Origin of the sequence: Coprothermobacter proteolyticus DSM 5265 (genome assembly GCF_000020945.1) — a bacterium.
Classification (GTDB): Bacteria; Coprothermobacterota; Coprothermobacteria; order Coprothermobacterales; family Coprothermobacteraceae; genus Coprothermobacter; species Coprothermobacter proteolyticus.
Window position 1 is genome coordinate 324,714 of the sequence record NC_011295.1, and the last position, 17,209, is coordinate 341,922.

At 44.9% G+C, this 17,209-nt stretch carries 21 protein-coding genes and 1 other RNA gene; 17 read left to right on the forward strand and 5 right to left on the reverse strand.

Features of this window, described 5'->3' with window-relative positions:
- The first annotated feature begins 8 nt into the window (after positions 1 to 8).
- From COPRO5265_RS01590 to COPRO5265_RS01625, 9 genes are all read left to right on the forward strand, one after another.
- Complete coding sequence (locus COPRO5265_RS01590; protein ID WP_236608228.1) at positions 9 to 830, forward strand: metal ABC transporter substrate-binding protein; 822 nt, start codon at positions 9 to 11, stop codon at positions 828 to 830.
- 5 nt (positions 831 to 835) lie between these two features.
- Positions 836 to 1,516, forward strand: a complete 681-nt coding sequence (locus COPRO5265_RS01595; RefSeq protein WP_012544382.1) for a metal ABC transporter ATP-binding protein — start codon at positions 836 to 838, stop codon at positions 1,514 to 1,516.
- Positions 1,509 to 2,294, forward strand: coding sequence for a metal ABC transporter permease (locus COPRO5265_RS01600; protein ID WP_012543738.1), 786 nt, complete (start codon positions 1,509 to 1,511; stop codon positions 2,292 to 2,294). Before COPRO5265_RS01595 ends, COPRO5265_RS01600 begins: the two co-directional genes overlap by 8 nt.
- Before the next feature lie 104 nt (positions 2,295 to 2,398).
- Entirely contained in the window at positions 2,399 to 3,112 is a 714-nt protein-coding gene (locus tag COPRO5265_RS01605) for an ABC transporter ATP-binding protein (RefSeq protein WP_012543939.1), read from the forward strand.
- The gene (locus COPRO5265_RS01610) at positions 3,109 to 4,287 is read left to right on the forward strand and encodes an ABC transporter permease (protein WP_012544778.1); all 1,179 of its coding nucleotides are present in this window, start codon (positions 3,109 to 3,111) and stop codon (positions 4,285 to 4,287) included. The genes COPRO5265_RS01605 and COPRO5265_RS01610 overlap by 4 nt, the downstream gene beginning before the upstream one ends.
- A 17-nt stretch (positions 4,288 to 4,304) precedes the next feature.
- Positions 4,305 to 4,460, forward strand: a non-coding RNA gene (gene ssrS / locus COPRO5265_RS07460) — 6S RNA.
- 14 nt (positions 4,461 to 4,474) lie between these two features.
- Positions 4,475 to 4,843, forward strand: a complete 369-nt coding sequence (locus COPRO5265_RS01615; protein ID WP_236608229.1) for a DUF948 domain-containing protein — start codon at positions 4,475 to 4,477, stop codon at positions 4,841 to 4,843.
- Positions 4,844 to 4,862: 19 nt separating this feature from the next.
- On the forward strand, positions 4,863 to 5,078 hold the full coding sequence (locus COPRO5265_RS01620) for a hypothetical protein (RefSeq protein WP_012544168.1): 216 nt from the start codon (positions 4,863 to 4,865) through the stop codon (positions 5,076 to 5,078).
- 49 nt (positions 5,079 to 5,127) lie between these two features.
- On the forward strand, positions 5,128 to 5,406 hold the full coding sequence (locus COPRO5265_RS01625) for a YtxH domain-containing protein (RefSeq protein ID WP_012544217.1): 279 nt from the start codon (positions 5,128 to 5,130) through the stop codon (positions 5,404 to 5,406).
- Between the two features lie 81 nt (positions 5,407 to 5,487).
- On the opposite strand, the gene COPRO5265_RS01630 is transcribed toward COPRO5265_RS01625, so the two are convergent.
- From COPRO5265_RS01630 to COPRO5265_RS01650, 5 genes are all read right to left on the reverse strand, one after another.
- Positions 5,488 to 6,588, reverse strand: coding sequence for a DnaJ C-terminal domain-containing protein (locus COPRO5265_RS01630; protein WP_012543663.1), 1,101 nt, complete (start codon positions 6,586 to 6,588; stop codon positions 5,488 to 5,490).
- On the reverse strand, positions 6,588 to 8,408 hold the full coding sequence (dnaK, locus tag COPRO5265_RS01635) for a molecular chaperone DnaK (RefSeq protein WP_012544548.1): 1,821 nt from the start codon (positions 8,406 to 8,408) through the stop codon (positions 6,588 to 6,590). The genes COPRO5265_RS01630 and dnaK overlap by 1 nt, the downstream gene beginning before the upstream one ends.
- Before the next feature lie 292 nt (positions 8,409 to 8,700).
- The gene (locus COPRO5265_RS01640) at positions 8,701 to 9,867 is read right to left on the reverse strand and encodes an amidohydrolase (protein WP_012543905.1); all 1,167 of its coding nucleotides are present in this window, start codon (positions 9,865 to 9,867) and stop codon (positions 8,701 to 8,703) included.
- A 67-nt stretch (positions 9,868 to 9,934) separates the two neighbouring features.
- Positions 9,935 to 11,125, reverse strand: coding sequence for a DUF401 family protein (locus COPRO5265_RS01645; protein ID WP_012544728.1), 1,191 nt, complete (start codon positions 11,123 to 11,125; stop codon positions 9,935 to 9,937).
- 104 nt (positions 11,126 to 11,229) lie between these two features.
- Complete coding sequence (locus tag COPRO5265_RS01650; protein ID WP_012544094.1) at positions 11,230 to 11,598, reverse strand: hypothetical protein; 369 nt, start codon at positions 11,596 to 11,598, stop codon at positions 11,230 to 11,232.
- Between the two features lie 88 nt (positions 11,599 to 11,686).
- Between COPRO5265_RS01650 and COPRO5265_RS01655 the strand changes: the two genes are divergently transcribed.
- From COPRO5265_RS01655 to rpe, 8 genes are read left to right on the forward strand one after another with little or no spacing between them, the layout of a single operon-like run.
- Positions 11,687 to 12,307, forward strand: a complete 621-nt coding sequence (locus COPRO5265_RS01655; protein ID WP_012544613.1) for a phosphatase PAP2 family protein — start codon at positions 11,687 to 11,689, stop codon at positions 12,305 to 12,307.
- Positions 12,298 to 12,813, forward strand: coding sequence for a peptide deformylase (def, locus tag COPRO5265_RS01660; RefSeq protein WP_012543912.1), 516 nt, complete (start codon positions 12,298 to 12,300; stop codon positions 12,811 to 12,813). Before COPRO5265_RS01655 ends, def begins: the two co-directional genes overlap by 10 nt.
- Entirely contained in the window at positions 12,810 to 13,724 is a 915-nt protein-coding gene (locus tag COPRO5265_RS01665) for a methionyl-tRNA formyltransferase (protein WP_012544300.1), read from the forward strand. The genes def and COPRO5265_RS01665 overlap by 4 nt, the downstream gene beginning before the upstream one ends.
- Positions 13,717 to 14,349, forward strand: coding sequence for a hypothetical protein (locus tag COPRO5265_RS01670; RefSeq protein WP_012543658.1), 633 nt, complete (start codon positions 13,717 to 13,719; stop codon positions 14,347 to 14,349). The genes COPRO5265_RS01665 and COPRO5265_RS01670 overlap by 8 nt, the downstream gene beginning before the upstream one ends.
- Positions 14,346 to 14,972: a DUF6391 domain-containing protein gene (locus COPRO5265_RS01675; RefSeq protein ID WP_041735571.1), complete on the forward strand. Its 627-nt coding sequence runs from the start codon at positions 14,346 to 14,348 to the stop codon at positions 14,970 to 14,972. Before COPRO5265_RS01670 ends, COPRO5265_RS01675 begins: the two co-directional genes overlap by 4 nt.
- Complete coding sequence (locus tag COPRO5265_RS01680; protein ID WP_143708082.1) at positions 14,957 to 15,625, forward strand: PASTA domain-containing protein; 669 nt, start codon at positions 14,957 to 14,959, stop codon at positions 15,623 to 15,625. Before COPRO5265_RS01675 ends, COPRO5265_RS01680 begins: the two co-directional genes overlap by 16 nt.
- Positions 15,622 to 16,491 (forward strand): ribosome small subunit-dependent GTPase A, encoded by an 870-nt coding sequence (gene rsgA, locus COPRO5265_RS01685; protein WP_012543969.1) that lies wholly within the window; start codon positions 15,622 to 15,624, stop codon positions 16,489 to 16,491. The genes COPRO5265_RS01680 and rsgA overlap by 4 nt, the downstream gene beginning before the upstream one ends.
- Positions 16,488 to 17,150, forward strand: coding sequence for a ribulose-phosphate 3-epimerase (gene rpe, locus COPRO5265_RS01690; RefSeq protein WP_012544797.1), 663 nt, complete (start codon positions 16,488 to 16,490; stop codon positions 17,148 to 17,150). Before rsgA ends, rpe begins: the two co-directional genes overlap by 4 nt.
- Positions 17,151 to 17,209 lie beyond the last annotated feature (59 nt).

Sequence of the window (17,209 nt, forward strand, 5' to 3'; positions counted from 1 at the left end):
TTAACATTATGATCGTGAACAAATCACACCGAGAAAAGATGTTTCGTGTAGTAGCTTGTGTCGTCATCGGCTTACTCTTGGTGTCATGTACAAGAAGAGAATCCGTTTCACAAGTTGCTGTTTTGGGGAGCCCTGCCTATGCTGTGACCAGTGAGATCGCTGCTGAAGGTGAAATCGTAAACGCTACACCGCTGGGAAGTGATCCGCACTATATGGAGTTTACCTCGTCGGTGGCTAGGGTGCTCGAGCAGTCAAAGGCTGTCATTGCGCTGGGTGCTTCAGCTGATAGGAAAATGGTCAGCGAGCTGAGCAAGCCAAAGCTTTTCCTACTGCCAGAAGGACTTGAGGACCCCCATGTTTGGCTCTCACCGAAAAGGGTCTTGGCATGGGTGCCACAAATACAATCCTTTCTGGATGAGCAGTTCCCTAATACAAAAAATGTACATGCACAAAACGCTGAAAAGTTCATGGCTGCCCTACAAGAGCTTGACGCCAACTTTGAAAAGCTCAGGGGGTATTGTTTTGTGACCCAGCATCCGGCTTTCACTTATGTGGAGCAGGATTATGGTTGGCGCGTTCTGGGGACTTTGGAAGTGGGGGAGGCAGAGATTTCTCCTAAGCAGCTTACCGCTCTTATGGAAGCGCTGAAGAGCGAACAAAATTGCCTGCTTTTACTCAATCCTTACGAACCATCAAAAACAGCTGAAATGTTAAGTGAGCAACTGGGTTTGCCTTCGGTTGATTTTGATATTCTGGAAGTGGCTACAAGAAGTTATTCTTCCATCATGGCAGAGAATATTGACGGTGTCCTCCATGCTCTTAGGCAGTGAGTGTCATGTTTGATGACTCAATCATATTGTCCGTGGAAAACTTATCTGTGGGCTATGAGAAGCCGTTGGTTAGCAATTTGCGTTTCTTTGTAAGAGAAGGTGACTGCTTAGGTATTGTAGGACCGAACGGAGCAGGGAAAAGTACGCTGGTGCGTACTCTTCTTGGTCTCATACCTCCGCTATCTGGTTCCGTGAGCTTTCTTGGCGAAAAGATGGAAGAAGTGAAACCCGAGAAAAGAATTAGACTGGGGTATGTACCTCAACGCACAACGGTGGACCTTTCCTTTCCGGTGAACCTTAGAGACGTGATTTACGTGTCCCTTGTAAACAAACTCCGGCTAAATATGCTAAGCTCAAGTACCCTTGACGATGTAATCCGGTCTGTGCTTAATAGATTCGGGTTCGATGATCCCAACACCCCTTTGAGAAAACTATCGGGTGGTCAGCTCCAAAGACTATTGATCGCACGTGCCTTTGTTAACGAGCCAATACTAACCATCATGGACGAACCCACTTCCAACTTAGACCCGGCCTTTACCGAAAGGTTCTATGAGATTCTTGCTCAAGAAAAAGAAAAAGGCAATGCTTTCATATTGGTTTCGCACGACGTGGAAGGGATCAGTCGGATTGTGAACAAGTGCCTTACCATAAGCTTTGAAGGATGGGAGCTGAAAGATCATGCTTAGCTTTGATTTTGTTCAACGTGCCCTGCTAGAAATCATGCTTCTCTCAGTCGGTTTGGGGTTGCTCACCATATTGGTGAACTTGCGCGATCTGGGAGTACTGGGTACAGGCATTGGGCATGCAGCTTTCACAGGCGGAGTTATAGGAATTCTACTTGGAGCTCCGTGGCTTTGGACCATTTTAACAGGCATGCTTGTAGCTTTGCTGTCTCAAAGAATTGAAGGAAAGAGAGTATCTAGCGCTAACTCAGTAATTGTGGCTTTTACCTTTATCTTGGCCTTCGGGCTCATACTTTCCTACTTTGTTCCGGGGCAGGTTTCTACGGTTATGGGTCTACTTTTCGGCTCCATGTTGGGCGTTGATTCTTTTGATATTATGCTCACGTCGGTCGCTACGTTGCTGCTTGTAGTTTTTTTTGTAAGGCACTATTGGGAAATACTAAGTACCACTTTTGACGAAGAATATTCTTCCGTGGTGGGTATGCCTGTAAAGATGCTCAAGATTGTCATCTCAGTTCTCTTGGCCTTTTACATTACGGTCACCATAAGAGCAGTAGGCACGCTCATGATGGAAGCACTACTGGTGATCCCGGGTGCTGTGGCATTACAGTTGACAGATTCCTACCACACATCCTGGAAGATATCCATGGTTTTAATAGCCGTTTCTGGGGTAGCTAGTTTGATCCTGGCATTTTACTGGAACTTACCAGTTTCTCCTTTAATGGTAGTCATCTTGTCTCTCTCTTTCCTTGTTGCTCGTTTCGTATTTCCGCAAAAGTAGTTCTGTGAATTAGTTTATGCCTTAGTATGTGTGATATAATTATCACAAAGCACTAGTAGTACTTTATACATTGTCCAGGTTTTTTTTGTAAAGGAGGCGCCGAAGTGATTGAAGTTCGGGAGCTACGAAAGAGTTTCGGCCAGGTTCAAGCGCTCAAAGGTATTTCTTTCCACTGCGAACCCGGAAAAGTGACAGGGCTTTTAGGCCCAAACGGAGCTGGGAAAACCACCACCATAAGAATCTTAAGCACCATTCTCAAGCCCCTAAGTGGTACTGCCACAGTAAATGGTTTCGATGTTGTAAGAGAGTCAGACAAAGTGAGAGCATCTTTGGGTGTGGTTCTTGAGAATACAGGTCTTTACCGTCGACTTAGCGGTGACGAGAACGTGCTTTATTTTGCAGATCTTGCCGATGTGCCCAGGGGCGAAGCTCTAGAAAGGATGCAGTTTCTCTACAAACTGCTTGAAATTGATTACGGGAAGCGGCAGGCTGGAACTTACTCCAAGGGGATGGCACAGAAGATTAACTTGGTGCGGTCCGTTATTCATGATCCCCCTGTTCTGATCCTTGACGAGCCAACAGCTGGATTGGATGTTCCCAGCACTGTAGCGGTTAGAACATTTGTGGAGCAGCAGAAAGAAGCTGGGAAGACTGTACTATTAAGCACACATCTGATGAATGAAGTAGAGCTACTGTGTGACTATGTGTACATAATCAACCTGGGCCTCATAGTGGCTGAGGGAACGCCTGAAGAACTTAAAAAGCGAACTCAGAGTAGTAACTTGGAAGAAGCATTTATGAAGGTGGTGAAGGAATGAAATCCATTTTTGCTGTCATGAAAAAGGAAATTAAGGAGGCCTTCAGGGATAGACGTACGCTCATAATGAGTGTACTCCTTCCAGCAGTTCTCGTTCCTGCCATTGTGCTTGGCATCTTCTATTTTGAAGGGAGAACGGTGGAAAAGCAAAATGCAGATGGCTTTACGGTAGCTTTCCAAGGGAGCCAGGAACTTCGATCATTTCTAAGTCAAGCTAAATTAGAAGTCATAGAAGTCCAGGATGTGGAAAAAGCAGTTTTGGAAAAAGAGGCGGACGTGGGACTCATTGAAGAATACACATCGTCTCAATCTAAGGTTGTTGTAGTTACGTCGTATGCCTCAGGTACCAGTGGAGATAGTGCAGCTAGTTACCTTAACAGTATTCTTCCTCTTTATAGGGAGCAGCGCATCAAAGATTACTTGAGCCAAAAGGGCATAAATGAGGACGTTTTTTCTTTGGTAGTGGTGCAGAGTAAACAAGTAGGGGAGCCTATGGCTTTTGCCAAGTTCTTCTTGGCCTATCTGGTTTCACTGGTCATGCTTACCAGTGGTTTTGTGGGAAACGTGTACCTCGGAACAGATATTGGAGCAGGTGAAAAAGAGCGAGGCACACTGGAGAGCTTGCTGGCTACACCCGTATCCAGATTCTCTATTGCTATGGGCAAGTGGCTTGCTTTGTCCGCCCTAAACTGCATGGGTACACTCATTTCACTGCTTTCCTTCACGTTTTCCTACTCCTATGCTATGACCCATTTCGACATGGGCTTAGGCCTTGCCACTGGAGGTTCAGCACTTGCCATCTGGGGTGCTGGTATCTGGGCCATGATCATAGGCGCAGTTTTGCTTTCCCTAACAGGTGGTGCTCTTCAGTTTATTATCTCCATGTACAGCCGCAACATGAGGGAAGCTCAGCTTTATTTGGGACAAATGGGCATGGTGATTCTGCCTTTTATCTTCATACTCATGCCGGCGTTTACCAATGCTTCAACCATGCCTGCCTGGGTTTTCTTCGTACCCATTGTCAATGCTTCTGCAGTTACATATAATGTCATCATTGGCAGCGTTGTATGGCCCTTGGTAGGCGCTGCTCTTCTCATAGATGTGGCTGTAGCTGTACTTCTGGCGTTTGTCATAAGCAAATTTATGAATAGGGAAAGCGTAATATTGAGAATGTAATTTTGATGGTATAATGTTATTACCTGCCGTGTGCGTAAGCAGGGGCAGAAGTGCATCCAACAAATGCGTCTTGGGAGCTCGAATCCTGCTACTGCTCAGGTAGCAGGAGGGAAGCACCCACCTGTGTGACAGGGACGCAGCTTTCTGGCCCTTTACGGCACGGCGGGTTTCTTTGAAGAGGGGAGGCATGATGTTGACAAATTGGCAAGTGTTTTTTATCGCTTTTCCGCTTTGGGTATTTGCCGTTACGCTAATTGTGTTTCTCTTTTTAATTCTTCAAGCTTTAAGGAAGTATGGTGACGAAATAAAAAAGAGTTTAGAAGATTTGCAGGTGGACATAAAGCAGATTACCAGCAGCGCGGCTACAGAGGTTCCGGAAATCTTAAGAAATGCCAGTGAGACTTCCGAAGAAGTCAAGCAAATTACGTCCAACTTAAAACAATTCAGCGCAGTCCTTCCATATGTGGTAAGACCAAATTGGACAACGATTGCTTTGAAGGTGCTCCCGTCCGTTCTATCGTTCTTGCACATCGGCAAAGGTAAGAAGGTAAAATAATACAAAGGGGGTGTTTGGCATGTTATTAGGCAGGCTTATGGCAAGAGGTGACCAGACGGTTGAAAAGAGAAGTTGTTCCTGTTGGGGTCCGTTTTTTGCTGGACTCTTGCTCGGCGCCATAATTCAAGGTGCTTTGACTCTGTTAGCTCGCTGCAAAATGGAGAATGAATGCCTATGGTGCGAAGAAGATGAAGAGTGTGAAGAGTGCCAGGAACATGAAGAAGAAAAAGAGTAGTAAAAGTCTGGCTTCATCAAATATGAAGCGAAACAAAGGAGGGGAAAATATGGATGATATCCGTGATACTCTTCGGGTAGCGGGCTTGTTTGCCGCTGGTGTTTTGATCGGTACTGTTTGTGGGCTTCTCTTAGCTCCCATGTCGGGAGCTGAAATGAGGGGAGTAGTTAAAGAGAAAGCTCTTAGTCTTAAGGAAAAAACTCTCGAGAAAGCTGAACAGCTAAAAGAAAAGGCTCAAGAGCTAACAAAGAAAGCAGAAGATATGATCAGTGAACAGGTAGTAGAAATCGAAGAAGAACTGGCAGAAGAAGAGGGAAAAGAAGACTAAATCGAAAAACTTCGATTTGATGAGTTGTTGACTGCTAATACTTGAACATGGGGAACGCCCCAGTTAAGGGCGCTCCCGTTTTTAGTTGAATAAGCCAAACCTCTTCTTGTTGTCACCTTCGTGGAGTTTTCGTATCTCTTCAAGGAACTTACGCTCCTGAGGACTTAGTTTTGACGGCAAATCCACCTTAATGGTTACATGCAAATCTCCTCTGTAACGACCGCTTTTGTCAGGAACGCCTTCGTTAGCCAGAATGTACTCTTGGTCTGGTTGTGTTCCTGGTTCAAGGAGTAGCTCCTTTTCTTCCCCTGTGGCAGTGGTCACTTTAATCTTTCCACCCAATATGGCATGGTAATAAGGCACGTGCACTTCCGTGTAAAGATCCTTTCCTTTTCTGCGCCATGGTGGAGGGATAATTATCTTCACTGTGACGTTAATGTCTCCGCTTGCGCCATCTTTTACGGCGTTGCCTTGTCCCTTTAATGTAATCACATCGTTATTTTCTATGCCAGGTGGAATCTGCAAATCCAAGGTTCTCTGCCTTTTAACCACACCAGTACCATGGCACACTGGACAGACTTGTTCAGGCACTGAACCTGCACCATGGCACGTGGGACACGTGGTTTGGGTGATGAATACACCAAAAGGTGTACTCTGTCTGTTTTCCACTACACCAGTGCCGTGGCATCTTTCACAGGTTTTTGTCTTGCCATCTTTGGCACCTGTGCCATGGCATTCTTCGCAGAGTTCATCACGGAAGAAACGTAGCGACTTTGTGCAGCCTGTTACAACGTCTTTGAGTGATAGCGTTACTTCCAAGTTTATGTCAGTGCCCCTCGGCTTTGTTTTAGTGGCAGTTCTATTGAAGAAAGAAGATCCGAAAGGAAAGTCAGTAAAGAAATCACGGAATATGGAGTCAAAGAAATCAAAACCCTGTCCTGGCCTGTAGTACTCAGAACTAAAGCCAACGCCACCTTTGCGCATGGCGTCGTACTCAGCCCTCTTCTTTGGATCGGTGAGAACCTGGTACGCTTCGTTTATTTCCGCCATGCGCTTAGCGGCTTCCTCGTCACCCTTGTTTAAGTCAGGGTGGTATTGTTTTACCAGTTCTCGGTACTTTTTCTTGATTTCATCTACTGATGCGTCTTCCGGTACACCAAGAATTTCATAGTAATCCTTCATTAGTGGACTTCTCCTTGTGGCCCTTGATCGGTGGTGTTATCACTGCCATCTCCTCCGGGCTGCTGTCCACCACCGCTCTGGTACAAATAAGCACCTGCCTTTCCCATGGCGGTAATTACATCTTCCATGAGCTGTTTTAGCTGTTCTGCCGGCTGATTGTCTCTTAGGGCTTTCTCTAAGTTATCGACCTTTTCTGTTATCTCTTTGACGATGTCATCGGGGAGCTTCCCTTCATTTTCCTTTAAGAGTTTCCTGGCTTGATAAACATATGTGTCAGCTTGGTTTCTTGTTTCAATTTCTTCCTTACGTCTGCGGTCTTCGTCAGCGTACATCTCTGCCTCTTTCCGCATTCGCTCGATTTCTTCTTCAGTCAAGCGTGTGCTGTTGGTGATGGTGATTTGCTGACTCTTTCCTGTGGCTTTGTCTTTTGCCGTTACGCTTAAGATACCGTTAGCATCAATGCTAAAGGTGACTTCTATTTGTGGCACACCACGTGGTGCAGGTGGTATACCATCTAGGATGAATTGCCCCAAAGATAAGTTGTCCTTTGCCAGTGGCCTTTCTCCTTGGAGCACATGTATTTGCACACTGGTTTGGAAATCTGTTGCTGTGGTGAAGATTTCTGATTTTGTTACTGGGATAGGTGTATTCCTAGGGATCAGCGTAGTCATGATGCCACCAACCGTTTCTACACCCAGTGATAGTGGGGTAACATCCACCAGTACAATATCGTTAACGGTTCCCTCGATTATACCAGCCTGTATTGCAGCGCCCATTGCTACAGCTTCCATGGGGTCGATGCCTCTTTCCACTGGTTTTCCCATGAACTGTTCAACAAAATCTCTCACGATGGGCATACGTGTAGGTCCACCTATGAGAATAATCTTGTCTATGTCATTGGGTGTTAATTGAGCATCTTTTAGTGCCTGTTCAATGGGCCCAGCAGTTTTTTCTACGATGGGTCTCACCAATTGCTCTAGTTTTGCTCGGGTTACTTTCATTTGAAGATGAACTGGTTGTCCGTCCTTCATTGCTATGAATGGTAGGGATATGTCAGTTTCTAAAACTGAGGATAGTTCAATCTTTGCCTTCTCCACAGCTTCATTGACCCTGATCATTGCCATTCTGTCATTACGCAAATCGATTCCCGATTCTCTCTGAAACTCTTCAAGAACGTAATCCATGAGCACTTTGTCCATGTCACGTCCGCCTAGCTGTGTATCGCCACTGGTGGAAACTACCTGAAACACTCCGTGACCAAAGTCCATAATGGTCACGTCCAGCGTACCACCACCAAAATCAAAAACCATGATCTTCAGTTCTTGGTTCGCTTTGTCCAAGCCGTATGCAAAAGCAGCTGCCGTGGGCTCGTTAATAAGTCTGACAACTTCCAAGCCCGCAATGGCACCTGCATCCTTTGTGGCCTGTCTTTGGGCATCGTTAAAATAAGCAGGTACGGTTATGACAGCTTTGCTAACAGGCTCTCCTAAGAAAGCCTCCGCGTCCTTCTTTATCTTTTGTAGAATAAAAGCTGAAATTTGTTCAGGCGTGTATGTTTTACCGAAAACCTGGATAGTTTCCCGTGTGCCCATTTTTCTCTTTATGCCCGTTATAGTTCCTTCGGGGTTCATGGCTGCCTGCCTTCTGGCTGGTTCACCCACGAGTATTTGACCATCTTTAGTGAATGCAACAACCGATGGCACTGTCTTGCCGTACATGGTAGTTCCTTCGGCAGATGGAATGATTGTAGGTTTGCCACCCAGCATAACTGCGGCACAAGAGTTTGATGTTCCCAGATCTATTCCTATGATCTTGGCCATAATTGCACCTCCTGCATTTACTAGTTCCTTTACGCTTCTACTTATGATATTTACCAGCCTGAGACCTCTTTTATGCACCCAAGGCCTGCTGATTGAGCGCATTTCTTAACAATGATTTAAGAATTATACGCAGCCCTTTGCGGTATGATAGTTATCGAAGAACGGAAGTATATCTTCCGAGTAAGCCTCCCTGTGAGATGCATACCCCTGGCATCTCACCCACCTCCTTTCCTCACCACACCTACAAAGGGACGGTTACCCCCACCGTCCCTTTTCTTTTTTATCTATTTGTCTATTGGAGTTTGTTCACAGCAATCTGTCCGTTTACCATAACGAACATTGGCTTTCCGTCAACAGATAGTGGATCTCCTTCCCAAAGTACTAGATCTGCATCCTTACCAGATTCAATGGAGCCCAAGCGCTCGTCCAATCCTAGGATCTTTGCAGCATTGATGGTTATGGCTTTTATGCCTTCATCATATGGCAGGCCGTACTTTACAGCCAAGCCCACAGTTAGAGGAAGGAACTGTATGGGGATAACAGGGTGATCTGTCATTATAGCGAAGAGAACGCCGTGTTTATGGAGTACTGCGGGTGTTTCGAAACTTTTGTTCATGAGTTCCACTTTGCTTCTATTGGTTAAGTTTGGTCCAACAATACATGGGAACTTGGATTCAGCAATTTCCTCAGGTACTAAGTGTCCTTCAGTGCAGTGGTCAATGGTTATGTTTATGTCGAACTCTCTAGCTATTCTGATAGCGGTTAGGATGTCATCAGCCCTGTGAGCATGGATCTTCATGGGGATTTCCTTACGAAGTACCATGCAAAGATGTTCCATACCCAAGTCAAAATCAGGTTGCTTTTCGGGCTCATTGGCGTATTTTTCTTTCTTTTCCATATAAGATTTTGCTTTGAGTAGCGCCTGCCTCATCAGTGATGCTGTGGCCATTCTGGTTACTGGAGACTTCTTCATGTCCCTGTAGACCCTCTTGGGGTTTTCGCCAGTAGCAGCTTTCAATGCAACGGGATCTTTAATAACCATCTTGTCAATGGCTTTTCCAAAGGGCTTGAAGACGCAAGCTGTGCCTCCTATGACATTTGCAGAACCAGGAGCAGCACAAATGGTGGTTATGCCGCCTTCTAAAGCATCTTTGACGCCCTGTTCCATGGGATTGATTCCGTCAATAGCTCTAAGGTAGGGCGTTACAGGGTCTACCCATTCGTTGTAGTCTGCACCTTCCCATCCGAAACCTTCTTCAGAAATGCCTACGTGTGTGTGAGCATCAATGAACCCAGGCATCAGCGTCAAACCTTTTCCATCTACAACATTTGCTCCTTCTACTTGAATGTCTCCTGCAGAAACCTGGCTGATTTTACCATCTTCTACTAGAACGCTGCCTTTGTCAATAACACCATGGGAAACTGTGTAAACCTGGACGTTAGTGATGAGTACTTTCACACTTACACCTCCCAAATGCGGTAAGTAATATTAGTTAGCACACTTAAATATTAGCACTCATTAGCACTCAGAATAATGCAAGGACAACAGGGAACAAACCAACTACGAACACAGCCATGAACAGTTTGTTATAAAGGGCTCCCGCTCTTGCTTCAAAGTAATCCCGTGACAGTATCAAACACAAATGTGTGGGGCTTGCCATTACACCTATGAAGGCAAAAATGAATGCCAAGTTAAGCATGGCGACACGGTTTGCAGGTGTTGTCAGGCCGATTAGCAAAGGCAGTGAGGTGCCAACACCAGCTTGGGTTAAACCAGTTATCATTGAAACGACAAAAGGAAGGGCTATAAAAAATACAATTGTAGGTAAATGTAAAGCACTCAAACTCGAAGCTACAGCTTCATTGGCACCTGTGGACTCCAAAATGTTAGCAAAGTAGTACACCGCAGGTATTATAGCTAGCATTTTCCACTTCAGGGCTTCACTAAGCAATGTTCCCATCTTGGGTAACGCCTTGGCGTGCAAAATGTATATAAAAGCGCAAGCCAAAAGTATGGCTATGGGCACTGTAAAGTCATTCTTTATAGTAACGCCTGCCACAATGACTGCTAAGAGAGGTCCCAAATCCAAGATAACCTCTTTCCACGAAGGGTTCTGAAATCTCACAGAAGGTAAGGAGAAACCGAACACCAAAACCCAACCAACTACTATCATCAAAAGTGGTATGTACCAGTTCATTTGGGCTAAGTGGCCTGGTGTAATGCCCATGAGCATGGCTGCCATCAAAGTACCTGGGTACACAGGCAAGATAGGTTCCCATATGTGGCGAAACCAGAAATTTATGAAAGCTTTTTCTTGGTTAGATACTACTGAATTTTCCAATGTCTCTGCTACTAATGGAGCAGAGAATCTAGCCCCTCCAGGTGAGGGGAGCAGCCCCATAATTGCAGGCATTACAACACTTGTTAGCCTGTAATCTCCGAGCATTTTGATAAAATTGTGAGTCAGCCTTGCCAAAGCACCGCTACGGCGTAAAAACACTTCGTACAAAGACATTAAATATAGCGTTAGCAGCACAGCCACTGTGCGCTGGGCAAATAAGCTTTCCAAAAAGCCTTTACTTAAATCTGCAAAAGACAATCCCCCTATAAAGCCAAGGAATACGGTGGCACCTAAAAACAGTAGGTAAAGGTCTATCTTGTCAAGTAGCAGTACAATAACTACAAAGATTACTAAGAGCCACAATGCCAAATTCATTATTGAATTATATGATACCTTGCATTTGCTTGTAAAGATGCCCTTACTTTTTGTATCAACAGTTTCTTTATGCTGTTGATTAAGAATTTATACTTGTTACCCGATTACGGATTGGGTGTTCCAGGTGGACGTTTAGATGTCTTTGTCTTGTCCACTTCGTCTAAGTGGGCTTTTCTGTTGTAGCAGGACGTTGCGAACCGTTCAAGTATGGCAGGAAAGTCGCTGCCCTCGATTAACTCTTTTATGCGTTCGTCTTTTTTCATTTCCTCTGGAATAATGTAATATGGGGGTTTTGTGGAGTCAAACTTTATCTGAAACCCTGCTTTGGGACTGTAATCAGGCAGTATTTTACTTAGAAGCTTTTGCGCTGTTTGGCTGAAAAGATCGCTAACTTCAATGGTAGTCTCCGTTTTTGCTAACTTATCCCTGAATTCTGCTGCTAGTTCCTTTTCGAATTGAACAAAGGATCTCATGGCATCACCCCTCTTGACTAGTTACTTATATCATACCCCGAATAAGGCAGGATTACTAGAAAACATAATCGGGTAAAATAAGTAAAAGATGGAAAGAGCTCATCACACTTCGACGTTATGGCAAGTTATTTCTGATTTCGGGAACCCCATGGTGTGGGGAACCTTTTTGTTCGTTTTGCTTATGTGGATAAAAGGGCTTTCGTTGAGCCACATATTGCTCTCTTTGGCTATATTCTTACTGACTGTGGGAGTGGTTTCCGCCATAACCTTCAACGTGGCTCGAAGCAGACAGTTTTCGGATACCAGAGACTTAATAGAACGTGAAATAAGATCTTTACCTTATTTTTGTACGTTTTTGGCTTACATGGTTGTTGCCGCCATTTTTAACCGTCAGGACTGGTCCCCAAAATGGTTGGTATTCCTGACTTCTACCATGGGCATTGGCTTGGGCATATGCGGCTTTATAAACCTTTTCTGGAAAGTCTCTTTTCACACATTTGCTTCCTCAGCCATGGCAACCATGTTCTTCATGGTCACCAGCAGTTGGTGGAGTTTGGTGCTGCTGCTATTAGTTAGTTTGGTTATTGGCTGGTCAAGAATCCGGCTGGGTGTACATACGCCCATGCAGGTGCTCATAGGTTTTCTATTGGGTATCTTTTTGCCCATATTATGTGCAATGAGTTATTTAGGAGGTTTTCTGTGGACATAAGAGTCATACCGGATAAAATGTTAAGAGCAAAAGCACAAAAAGTAAAGTCTTTTACTGAAGAAGATCGAAGGATTGTGGAGGACATGTTCCGCCTCATGAAAGAAAACGAGGTGGAAGGCGTAGGCTTGGCTGCACCTCAGGTGGGTATATCTAAACGCTTCGTAGTTATAGACCTGGATGAGTTCCATGAGGTGCTGATCAACCCAAGGTGGGAACCCTTGGGGAAGGAGAAAGAAGAAGACATTGAAGGCTGCTTATCCGTGCCGGGAGTTTACGGTCCCGTGGAAAGGTTTAAGAAAATAAAAGTGAGTTTTACCAATCTTTATGGCGAGAAAATCACCTTAAAGCTTGACGGTATGCTCAGTCGTGTGGTGCAGCATGAAGTAGACCATTTGGATGGTGTGTTGTTTATCGACAAGATCACAGATTGGGATCGCATCGAAGTTATGCCACTGGCATTGCATTATCCAGGAGTCGTGGAGCTCCTAAAGGAACACGATCGATGAAAATAGCTTTCTTTTCCTCAGGGACTTTCGGTCTTCCAGTTTTAGAGGAGCTAAAGAAAGAGAACCATGAAATTGTGTTGATTACGAAAGTTGATGCCCCTTCAGGGAGAGGCTTAAAGTTACAGCCTTCGCCTCCTGCTGTTGTAGCTGAGGCACTTCAGATTCCCATTGTGAAGGTGAATTCGCTAAAGAACGATTTTATAGAATGGTATTTTAGTCAGGGATTCGATGTGGCCATTGTAGTGGACTTCGGTTTTTACATTCCCAAACAATTATTCCAAGCTGATAAGCCTGTCATGGTAAACATCCACCCCTCACTGCTACCAAAATACAGGGGACCTAATCCCATACGAAGAGCTATTTGCAGCGGCGAACTTGAGACAGGCGTAACCTTGATAAAGATCTCGGAAAAAATGGATGAAGGTGATATTTATCTTCAGGAACGAGTACTTATTGACCCAGACGATGACTATGTGTCCCTTACTCCGAAGTTGCAGCATGTTTCTATGGAATTGCTAAAGAAGTTCTTCTTGGAGCTAAAGCAGGGAAATTTACGTGCTTTTCCACAGTTGGGAGATCCTTCTTATGCTCCAAAGTTCACTCCTGATGAGCTATGGATTGACTGGCAAAAACCAGCTCATGACATACAAAATCAGGTACGTGCTTTAGCTGATGTAGGGGCGAAAACAACTTTGGGGTCAAAGCTGGTGAAGATTTTCAAAGTTCGCATAAGCGGCATGGAGGACTCACTGCCACCAGGCCACTATGTAGCTGAAAAAGAAAGTCTTTACGTTGGTACTGGACAAGGTTCGCTGGAAATACTGAGTTTACAACAGGAAGGAAGAAAGAAGCAGGACGCCGCCTCGTTCGTAAAGGGTCTTAGGGAAAAAGAGGGTGTGTTTGGTGGTTAACCTACTGGCCATATTACCTGGTATTGTACTTTTTGTCTACTATGCAGCAGTGCTTCTCATAAATAGTGGCGTTTATAACAGTTGGTCCAGAGAAGTAGTACCACTCGCGGAGCGTCTTAGTGACGTGTTTCCGCGACTTCTTCCGTGGAACTCACTTGTGCGTTTTAAGGTTAGACCTGACATTGTTTTTCCTTATATGGATCCGCAAAACGATTTTGTCTATTTTCCTGAACGCATGCTCATGTACAACAATGTGTGGAATCTCAATTTGATTTCCAGAGCCGTGGGTGAGGCTTTGCAAATGCGTAGTAGCTTCTGGCATGTTTACTACAAGGCTAAGCCGGTGCTACGTTGGATTTTTTTGGTGGGTTTCTTTTGTTCGCTCTTTTTTGGTGCCACTAAGATTTTGTATTTTTTCGCGGTGCTAGGTGTCCTTCTTGATTACACAAGTTATATACTCTCAGCAGATGCTCTAAACAGATCCAAGTTGGTTCTGGCACAATACTCCCCTGAAGTGGCCGATCGCATAAGGCTTATACCACCCAGTTTCATATTTGAGTCTTTGGGCGAACCGTACCGCATTTTGCGGTACGTGGTGTTCCACTTGAGGTGGCGGAACCTATGATATTTTTCCTTTATACTATTTTGGCGTTGTTTACCTTTATGTTTTTCTTGATGCTGTTCCTTCCGTTAAGTTTCTTAGGTGTGGCCATAATGACACTCATAAACGCACCTGTTCAATTGTTTTACTTGTTGACTCACCCAGAGGTTAGAAAGAACCACGCTTTGGAACACGCAACCATTCACGTATTGGAAGAGCTTGTGCCCGTGAAGCTTTCAGGTGTGAGTAACCCCAATGGGTTCATCATACAGGGTGTCAGTGATCCGTATTTGGTGCTACAGGCCGCACACGAGGCAAAGAGGCGCTTGCTCAGTGGTGAGAAAGATTTGGCTGTGCATCCTCGATGCGGTACCACGACGGTGGTTACGGGATTAGTATTTGCAATATTGTTCATCGTGTTTTCCATAGTCTTTGGCTTGTTCTCATTTGTCAATCTTTTACTTTCACTAGTGCTTGGTGCAATATTGGGTAGCGTTTTGAGTCCTTGGGTACAACGTCACGTTACCACTGACTGGCGTGTCCATGATGTGGAAATAGAAAATGCAGAATTAATAATTAGAGGGTGGTCCGTTCATGGAGTTTTTGTGCACACAAGGAAGGGTGATATTAAATGGTCCATAAGGTGAGCGTACTCCTCATGTTATTTTGCTTGCTTGTAACACTGCCTGCAGGGGCACAGAATGTGGGACGAGTTCCTACAGTTACAGGTTTAACAGTAAATCAAGCTTTGGAGGAGATTGCCAAAGCAAAATATGCTGCTTCAGTAGAGTACGAATATGCGACTGTGGCTCCCGGTGTTGTGATTGCCCAAAGCCCTGACGGCGGCATCTTGGCACCAGCTGGGCAACAGGTCAAACTCATTGTCTCAAAGGGGTTAAAACTGGTAGAAGTTCCGAACGTGGTAGGTGTTGTTGCTGCTGACGCCATCGACAAGATCAAGGACTTGAACCTACGCATAGGAACCATTACAGAGGTGCAGACCGGAGATCGCTTTGTTGTTAAAAGCCAAGATCCAACATCGGGTAAGCTAACCGTGGTTGGTGACGTGGTGAATATAACGGTCGGTATACCAAAACTGGTACGTGTTCCTCCTCTAATCGGGTTAACGCTGGAAAAAGCTCGCTCCAGCGTAGAAGCTGCCGGGCTCAAAGTAGGCGATATAAAACGCACAGCGACTACAAGCACCGATTTAGAAATTGTAAAAACACAGAACCCACGCAGCGGTGTGTACCGTTATGAGGGAACACCCGTGGATATCGAGGTCTGGTCACCAAAATGAGGGCCTTACTCTTAGGCAGGGTGCTACGCAGAGAACGGTATAACGTGTTAGTTTCCTACGAAAACAGCGTTTATTTGGGTTTAGTAAAAAAGAAGGTTTGGGAACAAGATAAGGTTTTGGTCAACGATCGTGTCTGGTTTGAGCCAATTACCGATACAGAAGTATCTGTTGAACGTACAACTGGCAGGAAGAATTATTTCCTCAGGCCCCCTGTGGCAAACTTGGATTTGCTTGTTTATGTGCATTCTTTCAAGAATCCTCAGTGTGATGTAAGATATCTCGATCTTACGCTGGGATTAGCGACTCTACAGAACATACCCGTTTTGGTCTTGTTTCACAAAGCCGACCTCCTTCGCGATGAAGATATTCAGCCTTGGACAAGTTTATACACCAGTCTGGGATATGACGTAATGGTAACGTCAGTGTACTATGATTTGTCTGCGTTAAAGGAGCGGTTACGTGGAAAAACAGTGCTTTTCAGCGGTCCCACAGGTGTTGGGAAAAGCAGTCTGGTAAAGGCTCTTTGGAAAGATGCGTCAGTGCGTGTGGGCGACATCTCTAAAGTTGGTCGCGGTAAGCACACTACCAGTTGGGTAGAGCTGTTGCCCCTAGATGATACTTACGTTGTAGACGCGCCTGGTTTTTCTCTTTTGGAAATGCCTGCAATGAATCCTTGGGATATCCAGCGCATGTTTCCAGAGATCGAGACTACGGCAAAAGGCTGCTTTTTCTCAGATTGTTTGCATTTGAAGGAACCCAGTTGTGCAGTGAAAGAAGCTGTTAAAAAGGGACTCATAGCAGAATCGCGCTATAACTCTTACCTTTATTTTCTTGACAAACAACAGGAGGAGGCAAAGAAAAGATGAGAAAACTTGTTCCTTCCCTCTTATCTGCCGATTTATGGTGTTTAAAGGATCAGCTGGATGTATTAAAGCAATATCAAGTAGATACCTTGCATGTAGATGTCATGGACGGCAATTTTGTGCCCAATATTTCCATGGGAGTACCGTTGGTGGAAAGTTTGCGCAAACACAGTGATTTTTCCCTTGATGTTCATCTCATGATTGCAAATCCAGAGCGTTTCATTGAAACCTTTAGGGAAGCTGGAGCAGATCTTTTAACAGTACACATAGAGGCTACTTATCACATTCATCGGCTCATTCAGCAAATAAGAAACGTTGGATGTAAGGCTGGGGTTTCTCTTAATCCGGGGACTCCTCTGGAACTTATAAAACCCATACTGCACATGGTGGATTTAGTGCTTGTAATGAGTGTTAATCCAGGTTTTGGTGGTCAAGACTTCCTACCAGAAACACTGAGCAAAGTAAAAATGCTTCATCAGTGGAAGCAAGAACGTGAAGACTATAAATACATCGTTGAAGTAGACGGCGGTATTAATCGCTCAAATGTGGAACAGGTTTTGAATGCAGGCGCAGAATGGATTGTAAGTGGAAGTGGTGTCTTCAAAGGCGATTTGAAGACAAACCTCGACCAGCTAAATGAAATTCTGCTAAAATACAACTGAGGACTGCTAATAATGCAACAGTCCTTCTGGCACCCACATATGAGTGCCAGAGAGGAGGT